The sequence below is a fragment of the Neobacillus sp. S1227 genome (assembly GCF_055385255.1).
The window spans coordinates 5,332,009-5,356,207 of record NZ_AP038276.1 but is presented as its reverse complement, the minus strand read 5'-3'; the positions used below and the strand labels follow the sequence as shown (position 1 = coordinate 5,356,207).

At 42.3% G+C, this 24,199-nt stretch carries 19 protein-coding genes; 15 read left to right on the top strand and 4 right to left on the bottom strand.

Going from position 1 to position 24,199, the window contains the following annotated elements:
• Positions 1-122 precede the first annotated feature (122 nt).
• The 5 genes from brnQ (at position 123) to ACZ5AE_RS26670 (ending at position 6,758) form a co-directional block, all read left to right on the top strand.
• A complete protein-coding gene (gene brnQ / locus ACZ5AE_RS26690) occupies positions 123-1,472 on the top strand; it encodes a branched-chain amino acid transport system II carrier protein (RefSeq protein WP_464567692.1) in 1,350 nt (449 codons plus the stop codon).
• 77 nt (positions 1,473-1,549) lie between these two features.
• On the top strand, positions 1,550-3,181 hold the full coding sequence (pruA, locus tag ACZ5AE_RS26685; RefSeq protein WP_464567690.1) for an L-glutamate gamma-semialdehyde dehydrogenase: 1,632 nt from the start codon (positions 1,550-1,552) through the stop codon (positions 3,179-3,181).
• A gap of 375 nt (positions 3,182-3,556) precedes the next feature.
• A complete protein-coding gene (locus tag ACZ5AE_RS26680) occupies positions 3,557-4,201 on the top strand; it encodes a GGDEF domain-containing protein (protein ID WP_464567688.1) in 645 nt (214 codons plus the stop codon).
• A gap of 150 nt (positions 4,202-4,351) precedes the next feature.
• On the top strand, positions 4,352-5,566 hold the full coding sequence (locus ACZ5AE_RS26675; RefSeq protein WP_464567686.1) for a benzoate/H(+) symporter BenE family transporter: 1,215 nt from the start codon (positions 4,352-4,354) through the stop codon (positions 5,564-5,566).
• 484 nt (positions 5,567-6,050) lie between these two features.
• Positions 6,051-6,758, top strand: coding sequence for a DNA alkylation repair protein (locus tag ACZ5AE_RS26670; RefSeq protein ID WP_464567684.1), 708 nt, complete (start codon positions 6,051-6,053; stop codon positions 6,756-6,758).
• A 759-nt stretch (positions 6,759-7,517) separates the two neighbouring features.
• Here the strand turns inward: ACZ5AE_RS26670 and ACZ5AE_RS26665 are convergent.
• The 3 genes from ACZ5AE_RS26665 to ACZ5AE_RS26655 all read right to left on the bottom strand — a co-directional run bounded on the left by ACZ5AE_RS26665 (position 7,518) and on the right by ACZ5AE_RS26655 (position 10,247).
• A complete protein-coding gene (locus ACZ5AE_RS26665) occupies positions 7,518-7,853 on the bottom strand; it encodes a YciI family protein (protein WP_464567682.1) in 336 nt (111 codons plus the stop codon).
• 803 nt (positions 7,854-8,656) lie between these two features.
• Positions 8,657-9,277, bottom strand: a complete 621-nt coding sequence (locus ACZ5AE_RS26660) for a cysteine hydrolase family protein (protein WP_464567680.1) — start codon at positions 9,275-9,277, stop codon at positions 8,657-8,659.
• Between the two features lie 172 nt (positions 9,278-9,449).
• Positions 9,450-10,247, bottom strand: coding sequence for a prohibitin family protein (locus ACZ5AE_RS26655; RefSeq protein WP_464567678.1), 798 nt, complete (start codon positions 10,245-10,247; stop codon positions 9,450-9,452).
• A 126-nt stretch (positions 10,248-10,373) separates the two neighbouring features.
• Here ACZ5AE_RS26655 and ACZ5AE_RS26650 point away from each other — a divergent pair, with 126 nt between their 5' ends.
• Positions 10,374-10,841: a DUF3291 domain-containing protein gene (locus ACZ5AE_RS26650; protein ID WP_464567676.1), complete on the top strand. Its 468-nt coding sequence runs from the start codon at positions 10,374-10,376 to the stop codon at positions 10,839-10,841.
• 280 nt (positions 10,842-11,121) lie between these two features.
• Here the strand turns inward: ACZ5AE_RS26650 and ACZ5AE_RS26645 are convergent, their stop codons facing one another.
• Complete coding sequence (locus ACZ5AE_RS26645) at positions 11,122-12,207, bottom strand: YeiH family protein (protein WP_464567674.1); 1,086 nt, start codon at positions 12,205-12,207, stop codon at positions 11,122-11,124.
• Between the two features lie 110 nt (positions 12,208-12,317).
• Between ACZ5AE_RS26645 and ACZ5AE_RS26640 the strand changes: the two genes are divergently transcribed.
• The 9 genes from ACZ5AE_RS26640 to ACZ5AE_RS26600 all read left to right on the top strand — a co-directional run bounded on the left by ACZ5AE_RS26640 (position 12,318) and on the right by ACZ5AE_RS26600 (position 24,197).
• Positions 12,318-13,223, top strand: a complete 906-nt coding sequence (locus tag ACZ5AE_RS26640; protein ID WP_464567672.1) for a LysR family transcriptional regulator — start codon at positions 12,318-12,320, stop codon at positions 13,221-13,223.
• 222 nt (positions 13,224-13,445) lie between these two features.
• Positions 13,446-14,816 carry an ABC transporter substrate-binding protein gene (locus ACZ5AE_RS26635; RefSeq protein WP_464567670.1) on the top strand — a complete coding sequence of 457 codons (1,371 nt, stop codon included), beginning with the start codon at positions 13,446-13,448 and terminating at the stop codon, positions 14,814-14,816.
• Positions 14,817-14,969: 153 nt separating this feature from the next.
• A complete protein-coding gene (locus ACZ5AE_RS26630; protein ID WP_464567668.1) occupies positions 14,970-15,911 on the top strand; it encodes a carbohydrate ABC transporter permease in 942 nt (313 codons plus the stop codon).
• A complete protein-coding gene (locus ACZ5AE_RS26625) occupies positions 15,908-16,723 on the top strand; it encodes a carbohydrate ABC transporter permease (RefSeq protein ID WP_464567666.1) in 816 nt (271 codons plus the stop codon). The genes ACZ5AE_RS26630 and ACZ5AE_RS26625 overlap by 4 nt, the downstream gene beginning before the upstream one ends.
• 76 nt (positions 16,724-16,799) lie before the next feature.
• The gene (locus tag ACZ5AE_RS26620) at positions 16,800-17,855 is read left to right on the top strand and encodes an NAD(P)-dependent alcohol dehydrogenase (protein WP_464567664.1); all 1,056 of its coding nucleotides are present in this window, start codon (positions 16,800-16,802) and stop codon (positions 17,853-17,855) included.
• A complete protein-coding gene (locus ACZ5AE_RS26615; RefSeq protein WP_464567662.1) occupies positions 17,855-18,862 on the top strand; it encodes a zinc-dependent alcohol dehydrogenase family protein in 1,008 nt (335 codons plus the stop codon). Before ACZ5AE_RS26620 ends, ACZ5AE_RS26615 begins: the two co-directional genes overlap by 1 nt.
• A 95-nt stretch (positions 18,863-18,957) precedes the next feature.
• Complete coding sequence (xylB, locus tag ACZ5AE_RS26610; protein ID WP_464567660.1) at positions 18,958-20,451, top strand: xylulokinase; 1,494 nt, start codon at positions 18,958-18,960, stop codon at positions 20,449-20,451.
• A 62-nt stretch (positions 20,452-20,513) separates the two neighbouring features.
• Positions 20,514-22,058, top strand: coding sequence for an extracellular solute-binding protein (locus ACZ5AE_RS26605; protein WP_464567658.1), 1,545 nt, complete (start codon positions 20,514-20,516; stop codon positions 22,056-22,058).
• An 18-nt stretch (positions 22,059-22,076) separates the two neighbouring features.
• On the top strand, positions 22,077-24,197 hold the full coding sequence (locus ACZ5AE_RS26600; protein ID WP_464567656.1) for a BglG family transcription antiterminator: 2,121 nt from the start codon (positions 22,077-22,079) through the stop codon (positions 24,195-24,197).
• Positions 24,198-24,199: the final 2 nt, after the last annotated feature.

Here is a 24,199-nt window from a genome sequence, read left to right as displayed (position 1 = left end):
CTTTGAAATATTAATATAGTTGTATAACTATATTTTTCATATAAAAATAGAATAAAGCTTAAAAACTATGATGGGGAATGCTCTCAGTACATTCCCCTTTTCAATAAAAAGGAGGAACCTTAATGGATAAAAAACTGCCTTTTTCACAAGTATTCGCGATCGGTTTGATGCTTTTTTCGATGTTTTTAGGTGCAGGTAACGTGATATTCGCCCCAATGGTAGGCCAGCAGGCAGGAACAAATGTCTGGTTAGCGATGGGGGGATTTTTGGTAACGGGTGTTGGCTTAGTGTTATTAGCGATTGTTGCCTTGACACGAGGAGGGGGTACAGTAGAAAAGCTTGCGGGAAGAGTAAATCCGCTTTTTGCCACCATATTTTCTGTTTTGCTTTTTCTATCACTTGGTCCCATTTACGTGATCCCGCGGACAACCTCAGTCGTATATGAAATTGCTGTCAATCCATTAGTTCAAAATAAAGCCAATACTGGTGTCTATTTATTTGTTTTCTCTTTCTTATTTATTGCCCTAACGATTTTTCTCTCATGGAATACCACCAAGTTTGTGGATCGGCTGGGGAAGTTAATCACGCCAATTTTTTCAATATTATTAATAGTATTAATTGCAAAATCAATTATTACCCCGTTGGGAAGTATTGGTGAGCCTCAAGAGAATTATCTGAGCGGGGTATTTATAAAAGGATTTACGCAGGGGTACTACACAATGGATGTTCTTGCCGCATTTGTTTTCGGGGGGATCTTCATTAAATCAATCAGCTCTTTAGGAATTAAATCGGAAAAGGAAGTGTCCAAGCTATTTATTAAGGCCGGGACGATTACGATTATTGGATTAGTTGCCTTACAAATTTCGATGGCATGGATAGGGGCTTCCAGCGTAGATGCCATAGGCTTTAAGGAGAACGGGGGAGAAGTATTAGCGCTAAGCGCCATGGCCTTGTTTGGGCAGGCGGGAATTTATATTATTGGGACCGTTATTTTCTTAACAGGAATTACCACAAATGTGGCATGTTTAGCAGCTGTTTCTGAGTATTTTGAAAGGATTGTTCCTTCCATCTCTTATAAAAAGTGGCTGATCCTGTTTTCTGTTTTAAGTTTAATTATTACCAACTTCGGTTTAACTACGATTTTAACCTTAGCATCACCTATTCTGCTGCTGCTCTATCCTTTAGCTATTGCCTTGATCGCCTTAGTATTTGCAGATGGTTTGTTCAAAGGTCATAGAGCGGTGTATGTCTCCACCATTATCGGTGTGGGAGTTGTTGCGATTCTTGATGCTTTAAAAGAAGCGAACATTGCACCGGAAACGATTAATCAAATCTTTGGATTTATTCCGTTGTTTACAAACGGAGCAGGATGGATTATCACAGGCTTGATTGGGTTCTTAATCGGTATCGTTGTAGCAAAGGTTAGGAAAGAACCCGCGGTATTAGTGAATATTGCAGGTCAGAAGGATTAATAAAGAAGTAATTTGTCAAAGGAAGTTAAATTTTTATTGAAGTATCAGTATTTTTTAAAGAGAGGAACGTAAAAAGAATGAGTAACGGAATTTTCAAAATCCCAACACCTGCAAATGAGCCGGGCAATACCTATGCGCCAGGTACCAAGGAACGGGAAACACTAAAAGCAGAATTAGAACGCCAATCCAGTATCGTAGTGGATATTCCTGTGATTATTCATGGCGAAAATATAAAGACAGATACAGTGAAGCAAGTGGTTATGCCGCATGATCATCAACATGTGTTAGCAAACTATTCGCAAGCTGGCGAAAAAGAGCTGCGTGACGCTGTTGAAGCTGCCATGGCAGCGAAAGATGGGTGGGCAAATATGGCATGGGAACACCGTGCCGCTATTTTCTTAAAAGCTGCTGATTTAATTTCCGGACCATACCGTGATGTCATGAACGCTGCGACCATGCTAGGACAATCCAAAACAGCTATTCAAGCGGAAATTGATGCTGCCCAAGAATTAGCAGATTTCTTGCGTTTTGGCGTTGATTACGCGAATCAGGTTTATCAAATTCAACCAGATAGTATGAAGAATGTTTGGAATCGTTTAGATTACCGTCCATTAGATGGCTTCGTCTTGGCGATTTCTCCATTTAACTTCACAGCCATTGGCGGAAACTTGCCAGCAGCTCCTGCGATGATGGGGAACGTGGTCGTGTGGAAGCCAGCCACAACTTCTATTCTGGCAAACTATTACTTTATGCGAATTTTAGAAGAAGCTGGATTACCAAAAGGGGTCATCAACTTTGTACCATCCCGTGGTTCACAAGTATCAGAAGTAGTATTAACAGACCCTCGGATGTCTGGATTCCATTTCACTGGATCTACAAGCACGTTCCAAACGATTTGGAAAACAGTCGGAGAAAACATTGCAAACTATCAATCATATCCTCGTTTAATCGGGGAAACAGGCGGTAAAGACTTTGTATTTGCTCACGAGACTGCACAAGTAGATAAATTAGTCGCTAGTTTAGTTCGTGGTGCGTTTGAATACCAAGGCCAAAAATGTTCAGCAGCTTCCCGTGCCTACATTCCAGCAAGTATGTGGGAAGAAGTAAAAGCTGGTTTAGTAGAAGAAACGGCAAAGCTTAAAGTTGGGGATGTTAGAGACTTTAGAAATTTTATGGGTGCAGTTATTGATAAGGCGGCTTTTGATTCTATTACTAGTTATATCGACTATGCTGCAGATTCTGAAGAAGCAGAAATTATTGCAGGCGGCACTTATGATGATTCTGTTGGATATTTTGTTCAACCAACCATCATTGTGACAAAGAATCCAAACTTCAAGACCATGGTGGAAGAAATCTTCGGACCAGTATTAACTATTTATGTATACGAAAATGATCAATTAGAAGAAACGTTGGAGGCAGTCGATACAGCGTCTATATATGCTTTAACAGGTTCGATTTTTGCACAAGACCGCGGGGCCATTCTTCATTTAGAACGACGCTTATCGGGTGCAGCCGGAAACTTCTATATCAACGATAAGCCGACTGGTGCGATGATTAATCAACAGCCATTTGGCGGTTCTCGTGGTTCTGGTACAAACGATAAAGCTGGTTCGGTATTTAACATGATCCGCTGGACAAGCCCTCGTGTCATCAAAGAAAACTTTGCACCAACTGCAGTAGTGGCCTATCCTTTTATGGATGCAGAATAAAAAATAATGTAAAAAAAGAGGTTGAACTTTTGGTTCATCCTCTTTTTGTGTTACCAGATTTGTGAAGAGGGAAACTGTTTTTGAGATCTGTTCTTCATTTTTGCTTTGACGATAAAGTCTTCATGAGAGCTCCATGAGAACACTTTCAGAGGAGAATTCGATAAATCAGTCCTCATGAGAGCTCCATGAGGACACTTTCAGAGGAGATTTCGATAAATCAGTCCTCATGAGAGTTCCATGAGGACCAGATAGTACTAGTCAGGAAAACCAGGTGAACAGCTTTCTAATAGTGTGAGAATTGGAAATTATATGGTATAATAAACTCTATTCATAATAAGGGCATATTTTTCAATACTTGAAGGATGATGATTAGCTTTGGGGTATAAAGGAAGAATTGTAACGTTCTTACTTGTTTTTCTTATCAACTCTATCTATATAATTCATTATTATTTAAGTGATGGTTTTTTAAGCTCGATAGAGTATATCGGATTTCCTATCTTGCTTGCGCTTGCCTGGCGGTTTGGATTGCAGTATGATAAAGCGAAATTTTATTCTGAGAAAGATATTCTTACAGGAATTTATAATAGAAGATTTGTAGAAGAGTTATTTCCCAAAATCAAAGCATCGGCAGACCGGAAGAGTCAAAGTGCCGCGGTTTTTCTCATCGATGTCAATAATTTTAAAGCCATTAACGATAATTTTGGACATAAAGCTGGGGATGAATTATTAAAGGCCCTTTCTCACCATTTAGAGAATAGTGTTAGCAATACCGATATCGTGGCACGATGGGGAGGAGACGAATTTATCATTGTTTCTTTAGATATTGGAAAAAAAGAAAACGTGGATGAAATCATTATGCGCATACATGCGAATCTGAAAATGATTTCAAACCCTAATCAAGAAATAAGTGTATCAGTTGGCTGTGCCATCTATCCAAATGAAGGAAGTTCTCTCGATGATTTACTGAGAGTAGCCGATAAAAAAATGTATAATATGAAAATTCAAAAAAGAGCGGAATGATGGTAGTTAGAAGCATTGGGGAAGGTTCTCTTGGTTCAAAAAATGATTCACAAGAACCGCCCCTTAAATATTCCAAAAAGTTTGACAATCGAAATATATTGTCCTACCTTTTAATAATAGGATAAAAAGAGAGGACAAGTGGGTAGGCAGATGGGATTACCAGGAAAACTAGAAGAAAATGTTCGTTTACAGCCCAATAGAAAAAGGAAATCTTTTTTTCACGATATTAATAGTCAAAATCTATCTTCAGGTCTTATTTCCAGCACATTGCTTATGACGGGACCGGCGTTAATTATTCTGCAGGCCGCAGCGGCCGGCGATTTTACTAATCAGCAAACAATTACCTGGATGTTTGCCGCCAATTTTTTTCCGGGGGTATTTGGCGTGTTGATGGCCCTGCTTACTCGAAGGCCGATTACCGGAGGCCATTCCATCACGGGAGCAGCGTTCGTTGCAACGGTTACGGCCCATTTTACTTTTCCGGAGCTCATCGGCGGCTATGTGTTGTCGGGGCTGACGATCTTGCTTGTAGGCGTGTCGGGACTATTTACAAAAATCATCAAATGGGTGCCGAAGGAAGTGATATCGGCGATGCTGGCAGGATTGGTCACTGGATATGTGGTGAAACTGATCCCGGCCATTAAAGAAATGCCGTTGGCCGGGGGAGCGGCCCTGGTCAGCTTTTTCCTGTGCACCAAATTTAGCAGGCGGATTCCTGCCGTGATGGCGGCGGTCGTTGCGGCGTTTGCAGCCCTATTATTAACACAACATCTCGACTTGAGTTCAACGGAAATCCCTTTTTCCTTGCCATCATTGCATGCTCCGGACTTCTCGTGGATGGGAGTACTGACCTTGGCACTGCCGCTTGCGATGTTAATCCTTAGCAATGATGCAGCACCGGGAATTGGCGCCTTGGAAAGTGAGGACTATGACCCGCCGATTCGGAAAATTGTCACCATGAGCGGTGTGTTTGCAAGCATCACAGGTTTTTTTGGCGGCCATTGTGCGAACATCGCGGGAATGATGACAGCCATCAACGCAGGGCCTGATTCCGGCGAAAAATCAAAACGATATGCAGGATCGGTGATGTGCGGGATTTTCGTGATGTTATTCGGTATTTTCGCATGGAAAATCGTCCCCTTCATTCAATCCCTGCCCCAGGCATTTGTCTCGCTGCTGGCCGGATTTGCCTTAATTGGCGTGCTGCATTCCAGTTTGCAGCAGGGGTTTTCTGATAACCGCTACCGCTTCAGTGCATTAGCAGCCTTTCTCATCGCACTGTCGCAAGTCACCTTTCTCCACATCAGTGCGCCTGTATGGGCACTCATATTTGGCGCTGTAATTGCTAAGACTGTTGAGAAATAAAAAGAGGGGCTTGCGTGTTGTCCCCTGATGAGGCAGAAGGTCGGTCCCCCATGCCTCATTTCTATTTGAATTCCGAAAGAATGATGCACTAGAACCGTCCCCATGCCTTAGCCGCTTAATTCCGCCTTCTTCCAAGCTTCATTTCTTATTTTGCGGCGGGCCTTTCACAGGTGCCCTTTTGGAGTATTTTCCGTTTATTTGGATATACTTTCCGGTTTGATATAGTTACTTTCCCATTTGCTGATTTTACTTTCACTTTTTAGCCAAATACTTACCTAATTCACACTTTTACTTTCCAAAATCCCCAATATACTTTCCTACCAATTTTATCGCCCTTTAGAAGGACCCGATAATTGGCTTTTCCCCAAACTTTCCCCAATTTTCAAGATTTGCGGAATGTTTTCAGGTAATATGATTATTAAGAATAGTAGCTATATGCTTAAAATGAAGTGGGTATGATGATAAAGGAAGGAAGTGCAAAACAATGGATTTCGAATCGGTTATGCAGGAACTGGAGGCGCTCGGCAAGGAGCGTTTGAAAAAGATGTACATAAATAATGGTGCACACGAGCCGGTTTTTGGCGTCGCTACAGGCGCGATGAAGCCGATGGCGAAGAAAATCAAGAAGGATCAGGCTTTGGCCGAGCAGCTTTACGCTACTGGGAACTACGATGCCATGTATTTTGCCGGCGTCATTGCGGATCCAAAGGCCATGACGGAGGAGGATTTTGATCGCTGGATAGATGGTGCGTATTTTTATATGCTGTCTGATTATGTGGTGGCGGTCACTTTAGCAGAAGCCGATATTGCACAGGCAGTTGCCGATAAATGGATTGCCAGCGGGGAAGAACTGAGAATGTCGGCAGGCTGGAGCTGTTACTGTTGGCTGTTGGGTAATCGCAAGGACAGTGAATTTGACACAAGCAAGCTTGCAAGTATGCTCGATCAGGTGGAAAAAACGATTCATGATGCTCCGGATCGAACAAAATCTGCGATGAATAATTTTATCTACACTGTCGCGATTTCCTATGTGCCGCTCCACGATAAGGCGGTTGAAACCGCAAAGGCAGTAGGCCCAGTCGAAATCAAGCGGGACAAGAAAAAAAGCAGTATCCTGAATGCATCTGAAAATATTCAAAAGGAATTAGATAGAGGGAAGCTTGGTTTTAAACGTAAATATGTCAGGTGTTAGCATCGGCTTTTGTAAATAAGCTCCGGATTTGTTATAGGTTCCGTTCCCTATCGGTAAACTCAAAAATGCATTATTTGTACGGAAAAGCAAACGGCTCAGTCACAAAATACAACAGGTTTACTTGTGAGGTGCAAAACGGTAATTCACAACCCTAACCACATAGCAAATCACATAACCTTTCACAACACAAATCACAGTATATTGCACAGTCCATAAGGCTTTGAGATGAAAATATCTCTATTGGACTAATGCAACCGTAAGTGTACAAGTTCATTAGACAGAGTTTGATAAATAAGGGGAGAAATTTCCCTTAATTAGCAATTAAGATCAAGAATAACTTAAATAAGCGGAGAAATTTCCCCTATTGACTCAAAAAACTTCAGTATTGGGGATTTTGCTTTGTTTAAGCGAAAAACCTTCCCTTATTTACGCCGGACTGAGCCCTATTCTCCATTTAGCGGAAAAATTTTCGCTTATTTTATTACCACTAGTTACTCAATTAAGGATAAGACTTCTTATGTTTCAAAGCGTTGGGGGAGTTTAAAAATTCACACACCCTCCATACCTTGTGAATTAGAAAATGATAAGCAATTAAAATTCTCTAAAATGGTGATAAATGAATAAAAATCGCACTGTGAATCATATTGTGAATTCAAGTGTGTTTTGCTGCACCTCTAAAGTGAACCCGTTATCACAAAATACCGAGCCGTTTATTTTTGTCTATTCAGGTTTCTTTTTCAACAAATTTCACCTACAGGATCACGCGCGCTGTTTCGGCAGCGTTGCCATCATCGGATAAAATTCGGTTTTCATTATACCTGCCATTACCGCTGGGTCCTCTTCGATCAGTTTTGGTACTTGAGCTTCGTTTTCGACTTCAATGATGGCAAGTCCGTGCGGGGCCGTGGGATTTAAAACAGGGCCGAAGACCAGGGCAATCCCCTGGTTTTGCTTGTCCGTCCAATAGGCAATATGGTTTAACATAATGTTCCGTTCTTCTGCTGTCATATCCTGATGAAAAGTCGTTCTAGGCGGAGTAGCATGCAGCATAAAGTGCAATTTACCTGTAGCTTTACTTACGGTGTTTTCTGACATTCGAACGTACCTCCATCAAATTAAATTTCTTTTTCTTCGTTACGACACTTAACGCTAATTTTTCCATAAATCCCTTTCAAATTCAATGAACTGCCTTTTGTTTCACTAAACTCCGACCCTATCAGGGGGGATGAAAAAAGAATATCAGACCATCAGAATTCTCCTCGTGGAATCTTATGTGAGATTTCGACATTCTTCTGCTTGCAAAATTAATGGGAAATCAGCAGCACCAAAGGTTCAGACTACTACTATACAATTGTTTGATTAAATGACAAAATTTTTGGTGGAAAAGGGAGAGGAAATCGATTAGATCAATAGTTTATTAGATTTATACAAACGATTAAGTAGGAAAAGTGAAGGTGGATTTTAGTGTAAATTAGCGGATTCACGAGCGGGCGTATCACCTGCCAGAAATGATTCGCCTTAATCTGGCAGCATTCATCAAAATTTCCACGGAAATAAGGAGCAAAACGTTGATATACCAACATTTTGAGGAGATTTACTTAAACGTTTGTCTGAACGACAAGCATTATTGAAATAGTGGAAAGGAAAATCCGCCAGTGGCAAGGCATTGAATCCATTTACTTAAACGTTTGATTGGGTTGCCTATGGGCAACAATTTGTTGGAATACAGCGAACGATAATAGTTGTGAATCTGATTGAAAGGGGGCTGTTGATTCAAGCTGTGGCAGCTTTTTTTGTTTCAGGAAAGGGCAGGTTGGTGGAGAAACTTCACAAATAACAAAAAGAGTTGCCTTAACTAGCAACTCTTATAAGTCAACCCTTGGACCGTGTTGTATTTCTTATAATTGAGAGATCGCTTGTTGGGTTGACCATGTAGCACTGCTGAATGCATGATAGTTTGTAACTGCTGCCTGAAAATCCTTCTCACTTATGGTCGCTGTGGCATCATAAACAACGGCTGTTTGGAATCCATTCTCGATTAAGTCTCTCATATGTGATTCTACACAAATGTTTGATAAGACACCTGCCAAAATCACCTTTTCTTTCCTATGCTGTCGTAATTGGTAGACAAGATCATTTGTCTGGGGACTGGCAATCTTATGGGCGGTTGCAATGACAGTTTGGTTAGATAAAATGTATGGCTTAAGGGAAGGAACCCAGTCAGCTCCTACTGAAGTGTAGTCATTATGTTTTTGATACACTCTAAGCTTTAATAACATTTCTTGTTCAGCCCCAGTCAATTGCCAACTATAATCATGAGGATATATATAATGGGGAGATACAAAAAGTTGATAACCTTTACTCATCGCTGTACTTATTAGAACTACAAGGTTACCTAGTGTGTTGTATTGTTCCATAATTTTTTTTGTTAAATGGTATCCCTTACCTCCGGGGGACATAAAGTCATTTTGCGGGTCCGTTATGACAATAGCAGTGTTAGCAGGATTAGGTGTAAACATTTTTTTCCTTCCTCCCATTGCATTCAACTTATGTTCTTTATTGAATATATTTTGAGAGTTGCTGGGACAAATTCAATTTTTATTAGAGCTTTGATAGAGTCCCTCATAAACAATGTGCGACAGGGGGACGGTTCTATTGCCTCACAAAATGAGGCAGAACCGCCCCCCTGCATCATTTCACTCCGCTCAAGTCAATAAACGGAGTGGCTCCGCCAGTTACGCTTGGGAGGCGGCCATCCCATTTTGCTAAGGCTTTTTCTTGGACTTCGATTTGTTTGAGTTGGATTAGCTCCGGGGTTACTTCTTCTTTTTTCAATTTTAATGACTCTGCTTCGGCTTGAGCTTGTGTGACCTGCTGTTCGGCTTCAATTTTGATTCGCTCTAAATCCCTTTGGGCCTTTAATGCATTTTGTTCGGCTGTTTGCTTCAATTCAATCGCTTTGTTGAATTCTTCACTAAAAGCAAATTCTTTAATATTGATATCTTCTAAGAGCATATAATACTTGGTTAACTTCTTGTCCAGCATTTCCTTCACTTTAGCGGATACTTCCGGGCGTTTTGATATCAGCTCTTCTGCTGTATATTGGGCGGTAATCGCCTTTAATGATTCGGCGATGGCAGGCTCCACGATGCGGACACGATAATCAAGACCGATTTCTTGGTAGAGCTTATTGACCGCTCCTGGATCAACCGAGTAATTGACGGCCACCTTGGTCGTGACCATTTGTAAATCCTTTGAAGCAGCACTTTGTGAGCTTTCTTCTTTTTGGACCCGTACCTCTATCTGTTCCACATTTTGAATGAATGGAATTTTGAAATGAAAGCCCTCCGTCAAGATTGTTGGCTTTACTGCCCCTAATTGCAGCAGAACACCTCGGTGACCAGACTCCACCTTCGTGCTAGAAAAAACAAAAACCACGATAACCAAGACTAAAATCACGCCACTGACAATAAATTTCCCGTATTTCAAAGCGATCCCCCTCTCCTTCTCATTAGAATATATGAATGATAGGGTTGGTCTCATGCGGAAGCGTGGGTATAAGTTCCCGTTATACTTGAATATAAATAGGTGAAATCTGTAGATGGAGGACTTTGTATGGCTTTCGTTGCAATCTATACTGTGGGCAGGCTTAATCATCCGTACAACCACCCGGCATCAATTGAATTTTTCGAAGTGGGTAATGAAATCATTCATGAGGCTGTTAAAACTGGACAGCTTATTGAGGTGTTTTCTCCTGAGGGAGTCCCTATACCTGAAGAAGCCAAAAAGGGGGAGGGTTTCCCTGTGCTTACCCTAACGGTATGGAGAAGCCTTCAAGGCTTATATCGGTTTACCTATTCAGGTCTCCATAAGCAAGCATTGCGAGATCGGAACAAATGGATGGAGCCTTATCCAGATAAACACCTTTCATATGTAGTGTGGTGGACGGAGAAGCAATGGGATGTGTCATGGAAGGAGGCGTTCAAGCGTTACAGTCATTATATTCAGAATGGACCCACTCCTTATGCGTTTGATTTTAAGCAGGCGTTTGATGAAAATGGGGAGACGTGTTTGGTAAAGTAGCAGTTGATGTATGGGGACGGTTCTTCTTCCTCAGTTTACGAGGCAGAGGAACCGTCCTTATGTTTTACACGAGGTAATAATTCGGGTTAATTACCATTTATTTGGATATACTTTCCGGATTGGTCTGGTTACTTTCCAATTTGCTGATTTTACTTTCCATTTGTGGCCGAATACTTTCTGATTTTCCGCTTTTTCTTTCTTATTTTTCAAATATACTTTCCAAACCCCTGATGGATCCCTTAATCAGGCCCAGCTGATGCACGAGAACCGTCCCCATGCATCACGCAATAAAATATGAAACTACTGAAAGGATTACAGACGTAATCAGCATCGCGATTAGTGGCCGTGCTGCTTTGGTCCGGAGGTCGCGGAGGCTGACGTTTAGTCCGAGTCCGACCATGGCGGATGTTAGGATCAAGGTGGTGGCGGTTGAAACGCCATCCATGGCAGCTTTTGAAACAGGGATGGAATGGCCAAGGATATAGCTTCCGAACAAGCTCATCAAGATAAAACCGATGAGAAACCAAGGGAACTCAATTTTGGTATCTCCAGCACTTCCTAAACTGCGTCGTTTCACCCAATACATAAGAAAAAAGCACAATGGTACGAGCAGGAGTACCCGGCCTAGTTTGGCCAGAAGGGCAATGGCCAGGCCATCTGGACCTGCGGGTGCCCCAGCTAAGGCAACATGGGCAATTTCGTGAAGGCTGATTCCGCTCCATATGCCATAATCCATTGCCGATAACGGGAGAATTGGTCTTAAGATGGTATAGGTTATCGAAAAAATCGTCCCCACCAACGCAATAATTCCGACCCCGATGGCCGTATCTTCATCCTTTACCTTGAGAATAGGCGAAACAGCAGCAATTGCGGCAGCCCCGCATACACCGGTACCGACGCCAAGCAGAAGTACGAGGGAGGACTCCGCCTTTAGCCATTTTCCAAGCCATACAGTTAATAATATTGCAAAAGCAATGACACCGATATCACGTGCAATTAACCCCAATCCTTGTTGAATCACTACATCTATGTTTGATTTGAGCCCATATAATATAATCGCGAAACGTAAAAAGCGCTTGGCGGAAAATTGAATCCCTGCGCGGATCATTTCTGGATAACCGAATAATTGCCGGTAGATTACCGCAATCAAAATCGCACAGGCAAGCGGTCCGACACGATCAATCCCAGGAACTTTTGCTAACGCAAAGCCGAATGCTGCAATGACAATGGTAAAAGCAATTCCCCCCAGCCATAAATAAGCGGCAGGTTTTGTTGCGGGCTTTTGAAGAGGATGTTCGTTCTGTTCGTCTTGAGGTAAAATTCTTGCACTTTGGCTTCCCAATCCAATCACCTCAATTACTTTCATTTTGTAATTTAAGCATACTCGCGATTCGTGTATAAGAAAAATAATGATATATAATAGGGATAATAAGTAAATCTATATACATGGGTTATTTTTGAATAAGGGGGCAGAGGATGGACCAGCATTTAGAGGTGTTTATTAAAGTGGTGGAAAAGGAGAATTTTTCAAAAGCGGCAGAGGATCTGCATATGACCCAGCCGGCGGTGAGCCAATATATCCGATCGTTGGAACAATCGATTGGCACAAGGCTCTTGGAGAGAAGTAATAAGTATGTTCGCTTAAATCAGGCTGGTGAGATCGTTTATCACCATGCAAAGGAAATCACTGCGCTTTATACCAAAATGCAGTCCTTGGTCGATGATCTGACCAATAAGGCAAGCGGTCCGATTGCGATTGGGGCGAGCTACACGTTTGGCGAGTACATCCTGCCGCATATTATTGCCAAAATGAAGGAGCGATACCCCGACATTCATCCGTCGATTCGGATTCAAAATACAAAGGAAATCATTGAGCTGGTGAAAAAACATCAATTGGACATTGGTATCATTGAAGGGTTTTTTGAACAAAATGTCCTTAATTCGGAAGTGGTTTCTAAAGATCGAATGGTCATTGTTGCTTCGCCTCGTCATCCTCTTTTGAGCAAAAAGGGGGAAATCAATTTGGATGATTTGGAGGAAGAAGTGTGGATTCTGAGGGAAGAGGGCTCTGGGACAAGGGAGGCTGCGGAAAATCTGTTTCGGCGATACGGCTTCACCCCGAAAAAAGTCATGGAATTCGGCAGCACCCAGGTCATCAAGGAATCGGTTGAAGCAGGTCTTGGCATCAGTTTGTTATCAAGTTGGGCCATTAAGAAGGAGCTCACAAACGGCTACATTGACATCATTCACGTAAAAGGGCTCCCGTTTAAACGCAACTTCACCATCCTAACCCACGCCACCTACCAAACAAAAGCCTTACAAACATTCATAGAAACACTAAAAATATACCTGGGCGACCCGAAAAAGAGCAGATTTTGGTGATGCATAGGGACGGTTCCCGTGCATCACTCCAGCTAACTGAGCAAGAGAACCATCCCCGTGCAACACCCATGCATACCATTCCCCTTTTTTAAATTTTAAAAATATTGTCATTTTTCAATCGTGACAAAACTATGACATCTATTGAGTGTTTCGGTATAGCCCTACTGTTAGAATGGATTTGTAAGCGTAATCAATATACCAGATTAATAGGGGAGGATTTCAATGAAAAGGTTTTTAAGTATAGTTCTTGCAGTAGCCTTACTTTCTTCAATAGTGTTGGCTGGATGCAGTAAGTCATCTAGTTCGGAATCAAAAGGAAATTCTAAGGGCGGTAAGAAGCTAACTATCGCAACAGTGAATAATCCGGACATGAAAATTATGCAAAAAATGACTGAAAAATACTTCGAAAAAGAAACAGGAATCGATGTTGAATTTGTTGTTTTACCTGAAAACGACCTGCGTAAAAAGGTCACAGAGGACGTTGCGCTTGGAGCTGGGAAATTTGACATTGCCACCATTGGTACATATGACGCGCCAATTTGGGCAAAGAACGGCTGGATTGATCCTTTAACTCCAAAGTTTGACAAAATGAAAGATGCGGATAAGACAGCTTATGATCTTGAGGATGTTTTCCCTTCTTTAAAGAATGCCCTTTCTTATGATAAACAGCTATATGCACTTCCTTTCTATGGCGAAAGCAGTCTGCTTTTCTACAACAAAGAAATTTTTGCAAAAGCAGGAGTGGAATTGCCGGTAAACCCAACATGGGACGAGGTTGCACAAGTGGCTAGAACCATTAAAGAAAAGACAGGCCAGCCGGGTATCATTATTCGGGGACTCCCTGGCTGGGGAGAAATGTTTGCACCGTTAAACACCATTATTAATGCTTATGGCGGTTCTTGGTATGACATGGACTGGAATGCACAGCTTGATAGTCCAAATACGAAAAAAGCGGTTCAATTCTATGTAGACCTTCTGCACGATGCTGGCGAGCCAGGTGCAACTAGCACAGGTTTCACTGAAGCCTTGACGCTAATGTCAACTGGTAAAGCCGCAATGTGGTACGATGCATCCGTTGCAGCCGGGTTCCTGAATTCAAAGGATTCTCAAGTTGCTGGAAAAATTGGTTATACATTTGCTCCAAAGCAAGCTAAGGATAATAATGGCTGGTTATGGGCTTGGTCTTTAGCGATTGAAAAATCAAGTAAAAATAAAGATGCTGCCTTTCAATTTATTACATGGGCAACAAGCAAAGAGTACATTGAAAAAGTGGGAGAAACGGAAGGCTGGGTAGTAGCTCCTTCAGGAACACGCCAATCCACCTATGAAAAAGCTGAGTATAAAGAGGCAGCTCCTTTCTCTGATATGGTGTTAGAAGCAATGAAAAAAGCAGACTATGAACATCCAACCGTAGATCCAGTACCTTATAAAGGTATTCAGTACGTAGCTATTCCTGAGTTCCAACAGCTCGGAACAGATGTCAGCCAACAAATTGCTGCAGCCATTGCAGGGCAAAAAACAGTGGATGAAGCGATGAAAGAAGCTCAGAAATTGGCTGAAAAAGTGGCTAAAGAAGGCGGATATAAAAAGTAATTGAATGTTGTCTTGAGAAGAGGGTGAAGTCAGACCCTCTTCTCATTAAAAAATTGGATGAACCATGTGTACCGCTGCAGTTTCTGCACTGTGCTTGGAGAATGGCTTTTTGCAAAATTGCATCGGTATTCATGAAAAATGAGGAGGGAAAGGATGAAACAAGAAGGGGTTATCCAGCCTAATACAAATGTCAACACAAGAACAAGTCCGAAAAGGAAGGCCCTTAATAAGCCTCCGATTAAAAGGTTGTTATTGCCAAGTATTATTTACCTTGCTGTCATCACACAGGTGCCGTTTGTTATAACGCTCTACTATAGTTTACATGAATGGAATATTATGAGGCCAGACCGAGGCATCAAATTTACTGGACTTTCCAATTTTGCAAAGGTATTATCTGAGCCTGCTTTCTATCAAGTCTTAAAAAATACGTTTCTATTAACAATATCTGTTCTTATTATATGTTTTGTCCTTGGATTACTTATAGCCCTATTAATGAATCGTCAGTTCTTCGCAAAAGGTCTGGTTCGGACGATGCTGGTGTCACCGTTTTTCGTTATGCCAACGGTATCTGCGATTATCTGGAAGACGATGATGTATAATCCGAACTTTGGTTTCTCTGCTTATTTTGCAAATGTACTGGGAACAAAACCGGTAGACTGGCTGTCACAGCATCCGCTAGCAGCCATCATCATGATTGTATCATGGCAGTGGATTCCATTCTTTATGCTTATTTTGTTAGCAGGTTTGCAGTCCCTGCCGCACGAATTGATAGAAGCTGCTCAATTGGATGGAGCCAATAAAATCCAGCAATTCTTTCATGTAACGATTCCGCATTTAGTTAGATATATTGAAGTTGTTGTTTTATTAGGGCTCATGTTCATTCTGCAGGTATTTGGTGAAATCTATGTGACGACCTCCGGGGGGCCCGGTTATAGCTCAACGAACCTTTCATTCTTTGTTTACAGAATTGGTTTCCAAAGCTGGAATGTTGGGGAAGCAACAGCGGTTGGTGTCATTACTGTTCTTCTAACAATCATTATGATGACATTAATGATTAAGGTATTACGTCGTACGTTCAAGGGGGAACTATCATGAAAAAGCTTGTTTCAGGTGGGCTAACACTGATCACTTATTTGATTGCCTTTCTATTTTTCTTTCCGATTTTATGGATTTTCATCACCGGTTTTAAAAGTGAAGGGGAAGCGGTCAAGGTCCCGCCTTCGTTCTCCTTTACTCCAACTTTAGAAAACTATGAGTTGGTTTGGAGTTTAGGTGTTGGTGATTTTATCATTAATTCAGCAGTAGTAACAATCATTTCTACGTTGATTGCGTTAGCATTAGGAGTTCCTGCAGCGTACGCTCTAGCGATGTATAAAGTGAAAAAGGGGGATGACATTTTATTCTGGTTCATTTCCACCCGCTTTTTACCTGTCGCGGGAGTGATTATTCCCTTATATTTAATCTTTAAAAATACCAATTTATTGGACTCTTTAACGGGTTTAATTATCTTATATTCAGCTATGAATATTCCTTTAATCATTTGGATGATGCGTTCATTCTTTCACGACGTTTCATATGAAATTATTGAGGCAACTCAAATTGATGGTGCAACCGGATTACAATGCTTCTTTCAGGTGGTCCTTCCACTGGTAAAACCAGGCTTGATTTCGACCGCACTTTTATCGATGGTATTTGCTTGGAATGAATTTTTCTTCGCCGTCAGCATGAGTTATACAAACGCTGCGACGCTTCCGGTTTACATGTCATCGTTTATGACGCAAGAGGGACTGTTCTGGGCAAAAATGGCGGCTGCAGCTACAATCTCTATCCTGCCAGTCTTAATTTTAGGATGGTTTACTCAAAAGCAATTGGTTAGAGGATTAACAATGGGTGCGGTAAAAGGGTAAAAAAACGATTGAAAACCAAACCCAGATTTTTATCAAAAAATGTCGTAACAGAGCAGGAAAGAGAGGGAGAGAACCTATGCCATCGATGAAAGCAGCAGTATTGGAAAAGCCATTTGTAATGGAGGTAAAAAATGTAGGGATTCCTGAGCCGAAAGACAATGAAGCCCTCATTAAGGTTCATTGCATTGGGATTTGCGGATCAGACGTGCATTATTATGAGCATGGGAAAATTGGACGCTATGAGGTAAAAGAGCCCATCATCCTAGGACACGAATTAGCGGGAGTAGTCGTAAGCGTAGGAAAGGATGTTACAGAGGTAGCAATAGGCGACCGTGTCGCCGTTGAACCTGGTGTGACGTGCGGAACATGTGAGTATTGCAAATCCGGCCGCTATAACCTTTGTCCTGACGTCGTCTTCATGGCCACGCCTCCTGTTGACGGGGCATGGGCTGAATATGTAAGTGTTCGAAGTGATTTCTTATTCAAGCTGCCAGATGAAATGAGCTTTGAAGAAGGGGCATTATTGGAGCCGTTGTCGGTTGGCTTTCATGCGATGAAACGCGGCAAGGTACGCCCGGAGGATCGGGTATTTGTTACAGGTCTAGGTCCGATTGGACTTTTGGCCATTCAGGCGGCGAAGATGTTTGGGGTAACGGAGATTTATGCCAGTGATGTTGTCGCTTATCGCCAAGCATTGGCGCTCGAAATGGGGGTAACGGCTGTTATCGATCCAATGAAAGAGAATGTGAATAAAAGATTAGAAGAATTAACGAATGGTAAGGGAATTGATGTCATCATTGAAACCTCCGGAAACCAGAGGGCGGTATCGGATACGGTCAAACAGGTTAATCGGGGAGGGAGAATAGTTTTGGTCGGGCTGCCGGTTACAAGTGATATCCCGATTGATATTCCTCATTTGATTGATTCCGAGATTGATCTATATGGTGTATTCCGCTATGCCAATACTTATCCGGCTGCGATTCAAGCGCTCCGTCGTTCTGACCTAAAAATTGAGAAAATCATTACACATAAATTTTCTTTGGATGATATCAAGGAAGCCGTTGAAGTAGCAAGAACGCAAAAAGATATAAGTTTAAAAGTAATGATCTATCCAGATGGAGGCGAAAGGTAATGAAAGCATTAGTCATTGAAAAACCTTATACAGCTGTGGTAAAAGAAGTTCCGTATCCAAAACCAGGTCCTGATGAAGTAACGATTAAAGTTGAAAATGTAGGAATTTGCGGGACAGATGTTCATATTTTTAAAGGAGAATTTCTTTCTCCCTATCCGATTATTCCGGGACACGAATTTTCTGGTGTCATCCACGAGCTTGGAGAAAATGTTGCAGCTTTTAATGTAGGCGACCGGGTAACGGCAGATCCTTCCCTATTTTGCGGACATTGTGAGTTTTGCTTAACGAACAGAGGAAACCAATGTGAAAATTGGGGAGCATTAGGCAACACCTGTGATGGAAGTATGGCGGAATACGTTAAAGTCCCTAGTAGGAATTGTTTAAAGGTCCCTGATTCCATGACTTTCGCCGAAGCTGCTTTTATTGAACCGATGGCCTGTGTCGTCCACGGCATGAATCGCTTGCAGCTTCAGGTTGGCGACCGTGTTCTTTTGTTCGGAGCAGGCGCAATGGGCCAGCAATTGGTTCAATCCGTCAAAATGGCCGGAGCATCTGAGCTTGTGGTTGTCGATGTATCACAGGATAAATTAAACCTGGCGCTTGAATGGGGTGCAACAAAAGGCGTTTTAAGTCAAAACATTGAAGAAGAATTAGGTGTTGAACACTATCCTAACGGATTCGATGTAGTCATTGATGCAACAGGAATCCCGCAGGTAATTGAACAGGCCTTCAATTATATGGGCAAGACGGCAAAGTATTTACAGTTTGGAGTAACAGCCCAGGATGCACAAGTGAATGTAAGTCCATTTAAGCTTTATAATAAAGATTGGACGCTGATTGGTTCCATGGCCATCAATCATACCTTTATTCCTGCTTTTCATTGGGTAAAAGAAGGACGTGTGAAGCTCGATCATTTAATTTCAAAAGAGATTTCGTTAGAAGAAACAATCGAATTTTTCAAAGGGCCGAGAGACCCCAATACATTAAAGGTTCAAATCAAATTGTAGTCATGCTGATTCTCCCCGCATAAATAGGAGGGGGGAATCAACCTAAAGCCACAGGAGTGGCTTTTTATTTTAGTCATTAAATGGAGGAGTACAAGATGGAGTCCGGATTATTACTTGGAATTGATATTGGAACGCAAGGGGCCAAGGTATTAGTCGTTGACGCTAATGGCAAGGTTTTAGGAGCAGGCCATCATGCCTATGATTTCAAGGTTTTACAAACGGGGTGGGCTGAACAGGATCCACTTCAATGGTGGGATGGTGTGATCAAGGCATTGCAACAAATTTGGGAAACGGGAATCAACCCGAAGGATATTCAGGCCATTGGTGTATCAGGACAAATGCATAGCCTTGTCCTACTAAATAAAGAGAAGCAGGAATTAGGCACCGCCATTTTATGGAATGATGTGCGAACCGCAGGCGAATGTAAAGAGATCGAACAGATTCTTGGGAAAGACAAAATTCTTTCCATTACACGGAATTCTGTACTCCCAGGTTTCACAGCCCCTAAACTGCTATGGATAAAAAAGCACGAGCCTGAAAGATATGCACTTATCCAACATATAATGCAGCCGAAAGATTATATCGTGTTTAAACTGAGCGGGGAGTTATCAAGTGATGTCACAGATGCAAGCGGTACATCCCTTTTTGATGTACAAAAGCGGGAATGGTCAAGGGAGATCATTGAGGCACTGGAAATCCCATTTGAATGGCTGCCGGATGTTCATGAAAGCCAGACCGTTGTCGGTCATGTCACGCAAGAAGCTTCATCACTAACGGGACTGCCAGCGGGAATCCCGATTGCAGCCGGTGCCGGCGATAATGCAGCAGCTGCTCTTGGAAACGGCATTTACGAAGAGGGGACGGGGGTTGTTAGCGTAGGAACATCGGGAACGGTCTTTGCTCCGCTTAAAAGCATTCCAGCCATCTCGAATGACCAATTAAGTACCTTGCATTTGTTTTGCCACTGCCTGCCGAATACCTGGCATGCCATGGGTGTGACACTTTCAGCAGGAATGTCTCTTAAATGGTTCAAGGATACATTCACAAACACTTCCTATGATGAGTTTTTATCTAATGTTAGTGAAGTTCCGGCAGGGTCAGATGGTCTCATTTATCTTCCCTATTTGAACGGGGAACGGACCCCCCATAATGACCCGCATGCAAAGGGTGTCTTTTTTGGGATGAATTATCGTCATTCACGTGATTATTTTACCCGGGCTGTTTTAGAAGGAGTCTCCTATAGCTTGAAGGACTGTCTGGAGCTGATTAAGAAATTAAATGTTCCGATTGAACATTTATATGTAACAGGCGGAGCTAGTAAAAGCCCAATTTGGAGACAAATCCTCTCCGATGTGCTCAATCAGCCATTATTGGCATTTGATGAGAGAGAAGGACCTGCTTACGGGGCGGCATTGCTTGCGGGACTGGGGACAAGTGTTTGGAGGACTCCAGCTGATTTCCCATCGTTTTTTGAAAAGGGAACAGAGACGAAAATCAATCAGGAACATGTAAAAATATATGAAAAGGGCCATGAAATGTACCGTGAGCTTTACTCGCATTTAAAACCGCTGTATGCAAAACAGCTATGATATAATCTGATGTAAACAGGGTCCTTTCTAAAAGGAACATCATTAATCGGGAGGGTTCACTTGTGCCGAAACAGCCTATTCATTTCACGCCTATTGTTATCATCATCTCGATGATTTTGTCGGGTTGTTCGTCCCGATTGGGTTATGAAGCTAACAAGAGTAACAATGAGGAACAAGTGAACCCCAATCATTTGGTTCAAGCCCCTTTTGAAGGATGGGTAGACGGTCTTCCAAAAATTGAAGCGCCTGAAGGATTTAATTGGCGGCAATTTGAAGGGGTAGAACTAAACATGATCTCTGAAAACACCCCTCCATCTGCGGCACTGGCTGCTAATATAAAAAAATTTGAAGAAGTAACCGGGATTAAAGTAAACATTGAGCAAAGAGATCTTCCTACCGTTATTGAAATGACAGGACTGGATTTTAATGCAAGAGCTGGTAAATACCAGATTATTTATGCAGATCCCTTCCAAATACTTGCGAAATATCCAGAATATTTTTCTGATTTAAATCGTTTTAATCGGGAGCCAACATTGCCCCATGTCCCAGGAGGCCTAAAGGATTTCTTCCAAAATCAGCTGAATGTCGTCGGCTACATTGAAAATAAAGACAAGCTCTTGACGTTGCCTTATGACGCTCCGACGATGTTGCTTGCCTATCGTAAGGATATATTTAGTAAGTACAAAGCTGAATTTATAAGCGAAAACGGGTATGATTGGACCCCGGGACCTGACCTTACATGGCAGAAATATTACGAAATTGGGAAGTGGATCAATGAAAAGGTCAAGGAAGGGATGATTAAAGAAGTAAAGTACGGTATCGGTCATGAAGCAAAAAGGCATGACTCTTTGATGAATGATTTCAGTAATCTTCTTGCCGCAAATGGCGGGGACTATCTCACCATTCAAGATCCCAATTTCCTTGGAACGACGAAACCTGGAAAATCCGCGATGAACACGGATATAGCCATAAAATCTGCCGAATTTTATGATCGATTGCTTGCGATTGCTGATCCTGAAAGCGCCTCCTATGATTGGTACGATGCTGCGGAAGCTTTTGCAGCAGGGAGATTTGCCCTTTCACCGCAGTGGCATGAGTATTCAGCACTATTTGAAAATAAAAGCGAATCTAAAATAGCGGGGAAGGTGGGATGGACCATCCTGCCGAAAGGAAAGGTCCGGCATGCCAATGCCTTTGGGGGAACCGGGATAGGAATTAACCATTTTGCAACGGAGCAAGAGAAAAAAGCAGCTTGGCTTTTTTTGGTGTGGGCAACCTCCCCGCAGTTGCAATATATGATTTTAAAGTCGGACCTGGGCGGATCCACACCGACACGGCATTCCGTTTACCAGTTGCCCGATGTAAAAAAAGGGATGGAATATGGAACACCTGAATCAAAGCAAATGCCAAACCTATTGCCAATGAACGCTACATTTGAAGCATGGAAAAAGGAAAATACCTATATGCGGCCAAAGATCCCAGAGTGGCAGCAGGTCGATACGTTTATTTTTACCGAACTAGCACGAATGCTTACGGGAAAGCAAAGTCCTAAAGAAGCAGTCAAAAAGATTGCTGAAAAAAGTAACCAGGCAACTGGGAATGATTAAGCCTAAAGAGGATGAAACATGAAACAGCCTATTCTAAATTCACGCGAAAAAGAGCTATTGAGAACATTACTGAACGCCAATAAACCTGTTTCTTATAAAGAGCTTTCGGAATTGTTTAAGTTAAGTACCAGGACCATTCAGAGAGAAATAAATGCACTTAAGACCATTCTCAATGATTATGGAATAAAAATCGGGAAGAAAATTGGTTCTGGACTTGAGCTAAAGGGACCGCAAGATGCAAAGGATCAGTTAAAAAAGCTTGTCGAACAGGCAAAAACCCTGTCGGCCTATACCCCTGAAGAGCGTCAGGAAGGCATAACCTATGATTTATTGCTATCGAAAGAGCCAATCAAGCAATTTGTCTTTAGCAAAAAATATGGTGTGACGGAAACGACGGTTAGCAGTGACTTGGACAAAGTGGATACGTGGCTATCAAAAGGCGGGATCACCCTCATGCGTTCACCGGGAATTGGTGTATATATTGATGGAACGGAACAGCATCGGAGAACACTTTTGTCCCGCCTGCTTCATAAGGATATAAAGTTTGAAGAATGGCTGGAGCTTTTTCATGGAAAGAAAGAAGAGGAAGCCTTGCAAGGGAAATTGGGAGTTGTTATTCGCAATCGCCTATTAAAGTTTGTTCGGACGGACAAAATCCTCGAGGTTGAGCGGGTTGTCCATCAGGCTTTACATGAACAAGATGAAGTTGATTTGACTGACCGAAACTATGTGAATCTTATTGTCCATATCATGCTCGCAGTCGAAAGGATTCAAAGCGGCGAGGTCATTGAGGAACCAACATTCATCCAGGGAGGAGTAATGGATACGGAAGTCTACTCACTGGCTGAACGAATGGTTTCCCAGCTGGAAAAAGTCCTTTTGATCCATATTCCAAAAGTCGAAGTGGGTTATATAGCCCTTCATTTGGCGGGGGCAAGGTTCGTGAATGAAGAAAAAGTGATGAACGATGGGAGTGAAGAGTTTACCTGGATTGAATTAACGCAAAGCTTTATCAGGGGAATGGAATATTATCTTGGGGAATCATTTGGAGGAGATGAACTTCTTTCAGAAGGTCTAGTTTCACATTTTGCTCCAGCCTTTAACCGGCTCAAACATGGTTTGCAAATCCATAATCCCATGCTTGAAAAAATACAAGAACGGTATCCTGACATTTATACTGCCTGTCAAAGGGTGTGTGAACGATTATCAGAAAAAACTGGATATGTGATTCCCGATGATGAGGTAGGATACTTAGCCATGCACATAGGGGCTGCCCTTATTCGAAAGAAGGATTTGTTGAAGAAAGCATATAAAGCAATTGTGGTTTGTGCAAGCGGGCTTGGAACCTCCACCTACCTGGCATCAAGAATTCGAACTGAAATGCCCGATGTTCATGTGGAGGCAGTTATCTCAGTAAATAAGCTCGAAGGATGGCTGGATTCCGATATCGATCTTGTGATTTCAACGGTGAATCTTCCTGCTGTTCCTCTTCAAAATATCGTGATTGTAACCCCCTTTTTGCAAGAGGAAGATCTTGCGAGAATACAAATTGCCCTGACCAAGGTGGGGGATGTAAGGCTTTCGCAAAAAGCCCCTGATGTTCCCGCTGTTGAGTCTCCATCCCTTATAACCCTTGCCAAATATGGAGAAGGAATGATCCAGATTTTACGGAATTTGCACATCTGCCATCAGGTGAAAACAAGACCGCCCTTACTTGCAGAAATTTTGAATCAGATTAGGGATTCGGAGCCCGTAACGGACTATGAGAAACTTCTCTACAGCTTGGAACAACGGGAAAAGCAGGGCGGTTTTGTGCTGGGGGATTTGGCGATGATCCATGCCAAGTCAGAAGGAGTCAAACAGTTGCTGGTCAGTATTTTTCGGATGGAAAAACCGGTTTTATGGCAGAATGATGATGAAGAAGAGCAATGGATCAAAACGGTCCTATTATTAGCCGTACCCAAAAGTGCGCCAAAGGAACATATTGAAATGATCAGCGAAATCAGCGCCATGCTTATTGATGAAGGATTTGTCAGCGTGCTGACAGAGGCAGCGAATGATGTTGTACAAACTAAACTAGAGGAAGTTTTATCAACAGCATATAAAGTTCAAGCCGCACGTGCCCTAAAAGGAGTCTAGGG

Bases quoted from the DNA above. Each gene is read 5' to 3' on its own strand.
- brnQ (WP_464567692.1), top strand. From the start codon at position 123: ATGGATAAAAAACTGCCTTTTTCACAAGTATTCGCGATCGGTTTGATG.
- pruA (WP_464567690.1), top strand. From the start codon at position 1,550: ATGAGTAACGGAATTTTCAAAATCCCAACACCTGCAAATGAGCCGGGC.
- ACZ5AE_RS26675 (WP_464567686.1), top strand. From the start codon at position 4,352: ATGGGATTACCAGGAAAACTAGAAGAAAATGTTCGTTTACAGCCCAAT.
- ACZ5AE_RS26670 (WP_464567684.1), top strand. From the start codon at position 6,051: ATGGATTTCGAATCGGTTATGCAGGAACTGGAGGCGCTCGGCAAGGAG.
- ACZ5AE_RS26665 (WP_464567682.1), bottom strand. From the start codon at position 7,853: ATGTCAGAAAACACCGTAAGTAAAGCTACAGGTAAATTGCACTTTATG.
- ACZ5AE_RS26660 (WP_464567680.1), bottom strand. From the start codon at position 9,277: ATGTTTACACCTAATCCTGCTAACACTGCTATTGTCATAACGGACCCG.
- ACZ5AE_RS26650 (WP_464567676.1), top strand. From the start codon at position 10,374: ATGGCTTTCGTTGCAATCTATACTGTGGGCAGGCTTAATCATCCGTAC.
- ACZ5AE_RS26645 (WP_464567674.1), bottom strand. From the start codon at position 12,207: ATGAAAGTAATTGAGGTGATTGGATTGGGAAGCCAAAGTGCAAGAATT.
- ACZ5AE_RS26640 (WP_464567672.1), top strand. From the start codon at position 12,318: ATGGACCAGCATTTAGAGGTGTTTATTAAAGTGGTGGAAAAGGAGAAT.
- ACZ5AE_RS26635 (WP_464567670.1), top strand. From the start codon at position 13,446: ATGAAAAGGTTTTTAAGTATAGTTCTTGCAGTAGCCTTACTTTCTTCA.
- ACZ5AE_RS26630 (WP_464567668.1), top strand. From the start codon at position 14,970: ATGAAACAAGAAGGGGTTATCCAGCCTAATACAAATGTCAACACAAGA.
- ACZ5AE_RS26625 (WP_464567666.1), top strand. From the start codon at position 15,908: ATGAAAAAGCTTGTTTCAGGTGGGCTAACACTGATCACTTATTTGATT.
- ACZ5AE_RS26620 (WP_464567664.1), top strand. From the start codon at position 16,800: ATGCCATCGATGAAAGCAGCAGTATTGGAAAAGCCATTTGTAATGGAG.
- ACZ5AE_RS26615 (WP_464567662.1), top strand. From the start codon at position 17,855: ATGAAAGCATTAGTCATTGAAAAACCTTATACAGCTGTGGTAAAAGAA.
- xylB (WP_464567660.1), top strand. From the start codon at position 18,958: ATGGAGTCCGGATTATTACTTGGAATTGATATTGGAACGCAAGGGGCC.
- ACZ5AE_RS26600 (WP_464567656.1), top strand. From the start codon at position 22,077: ATGAAACAGCCTATTCTAAATTCACGCGAAAAAGAGCTATTGAGAACA.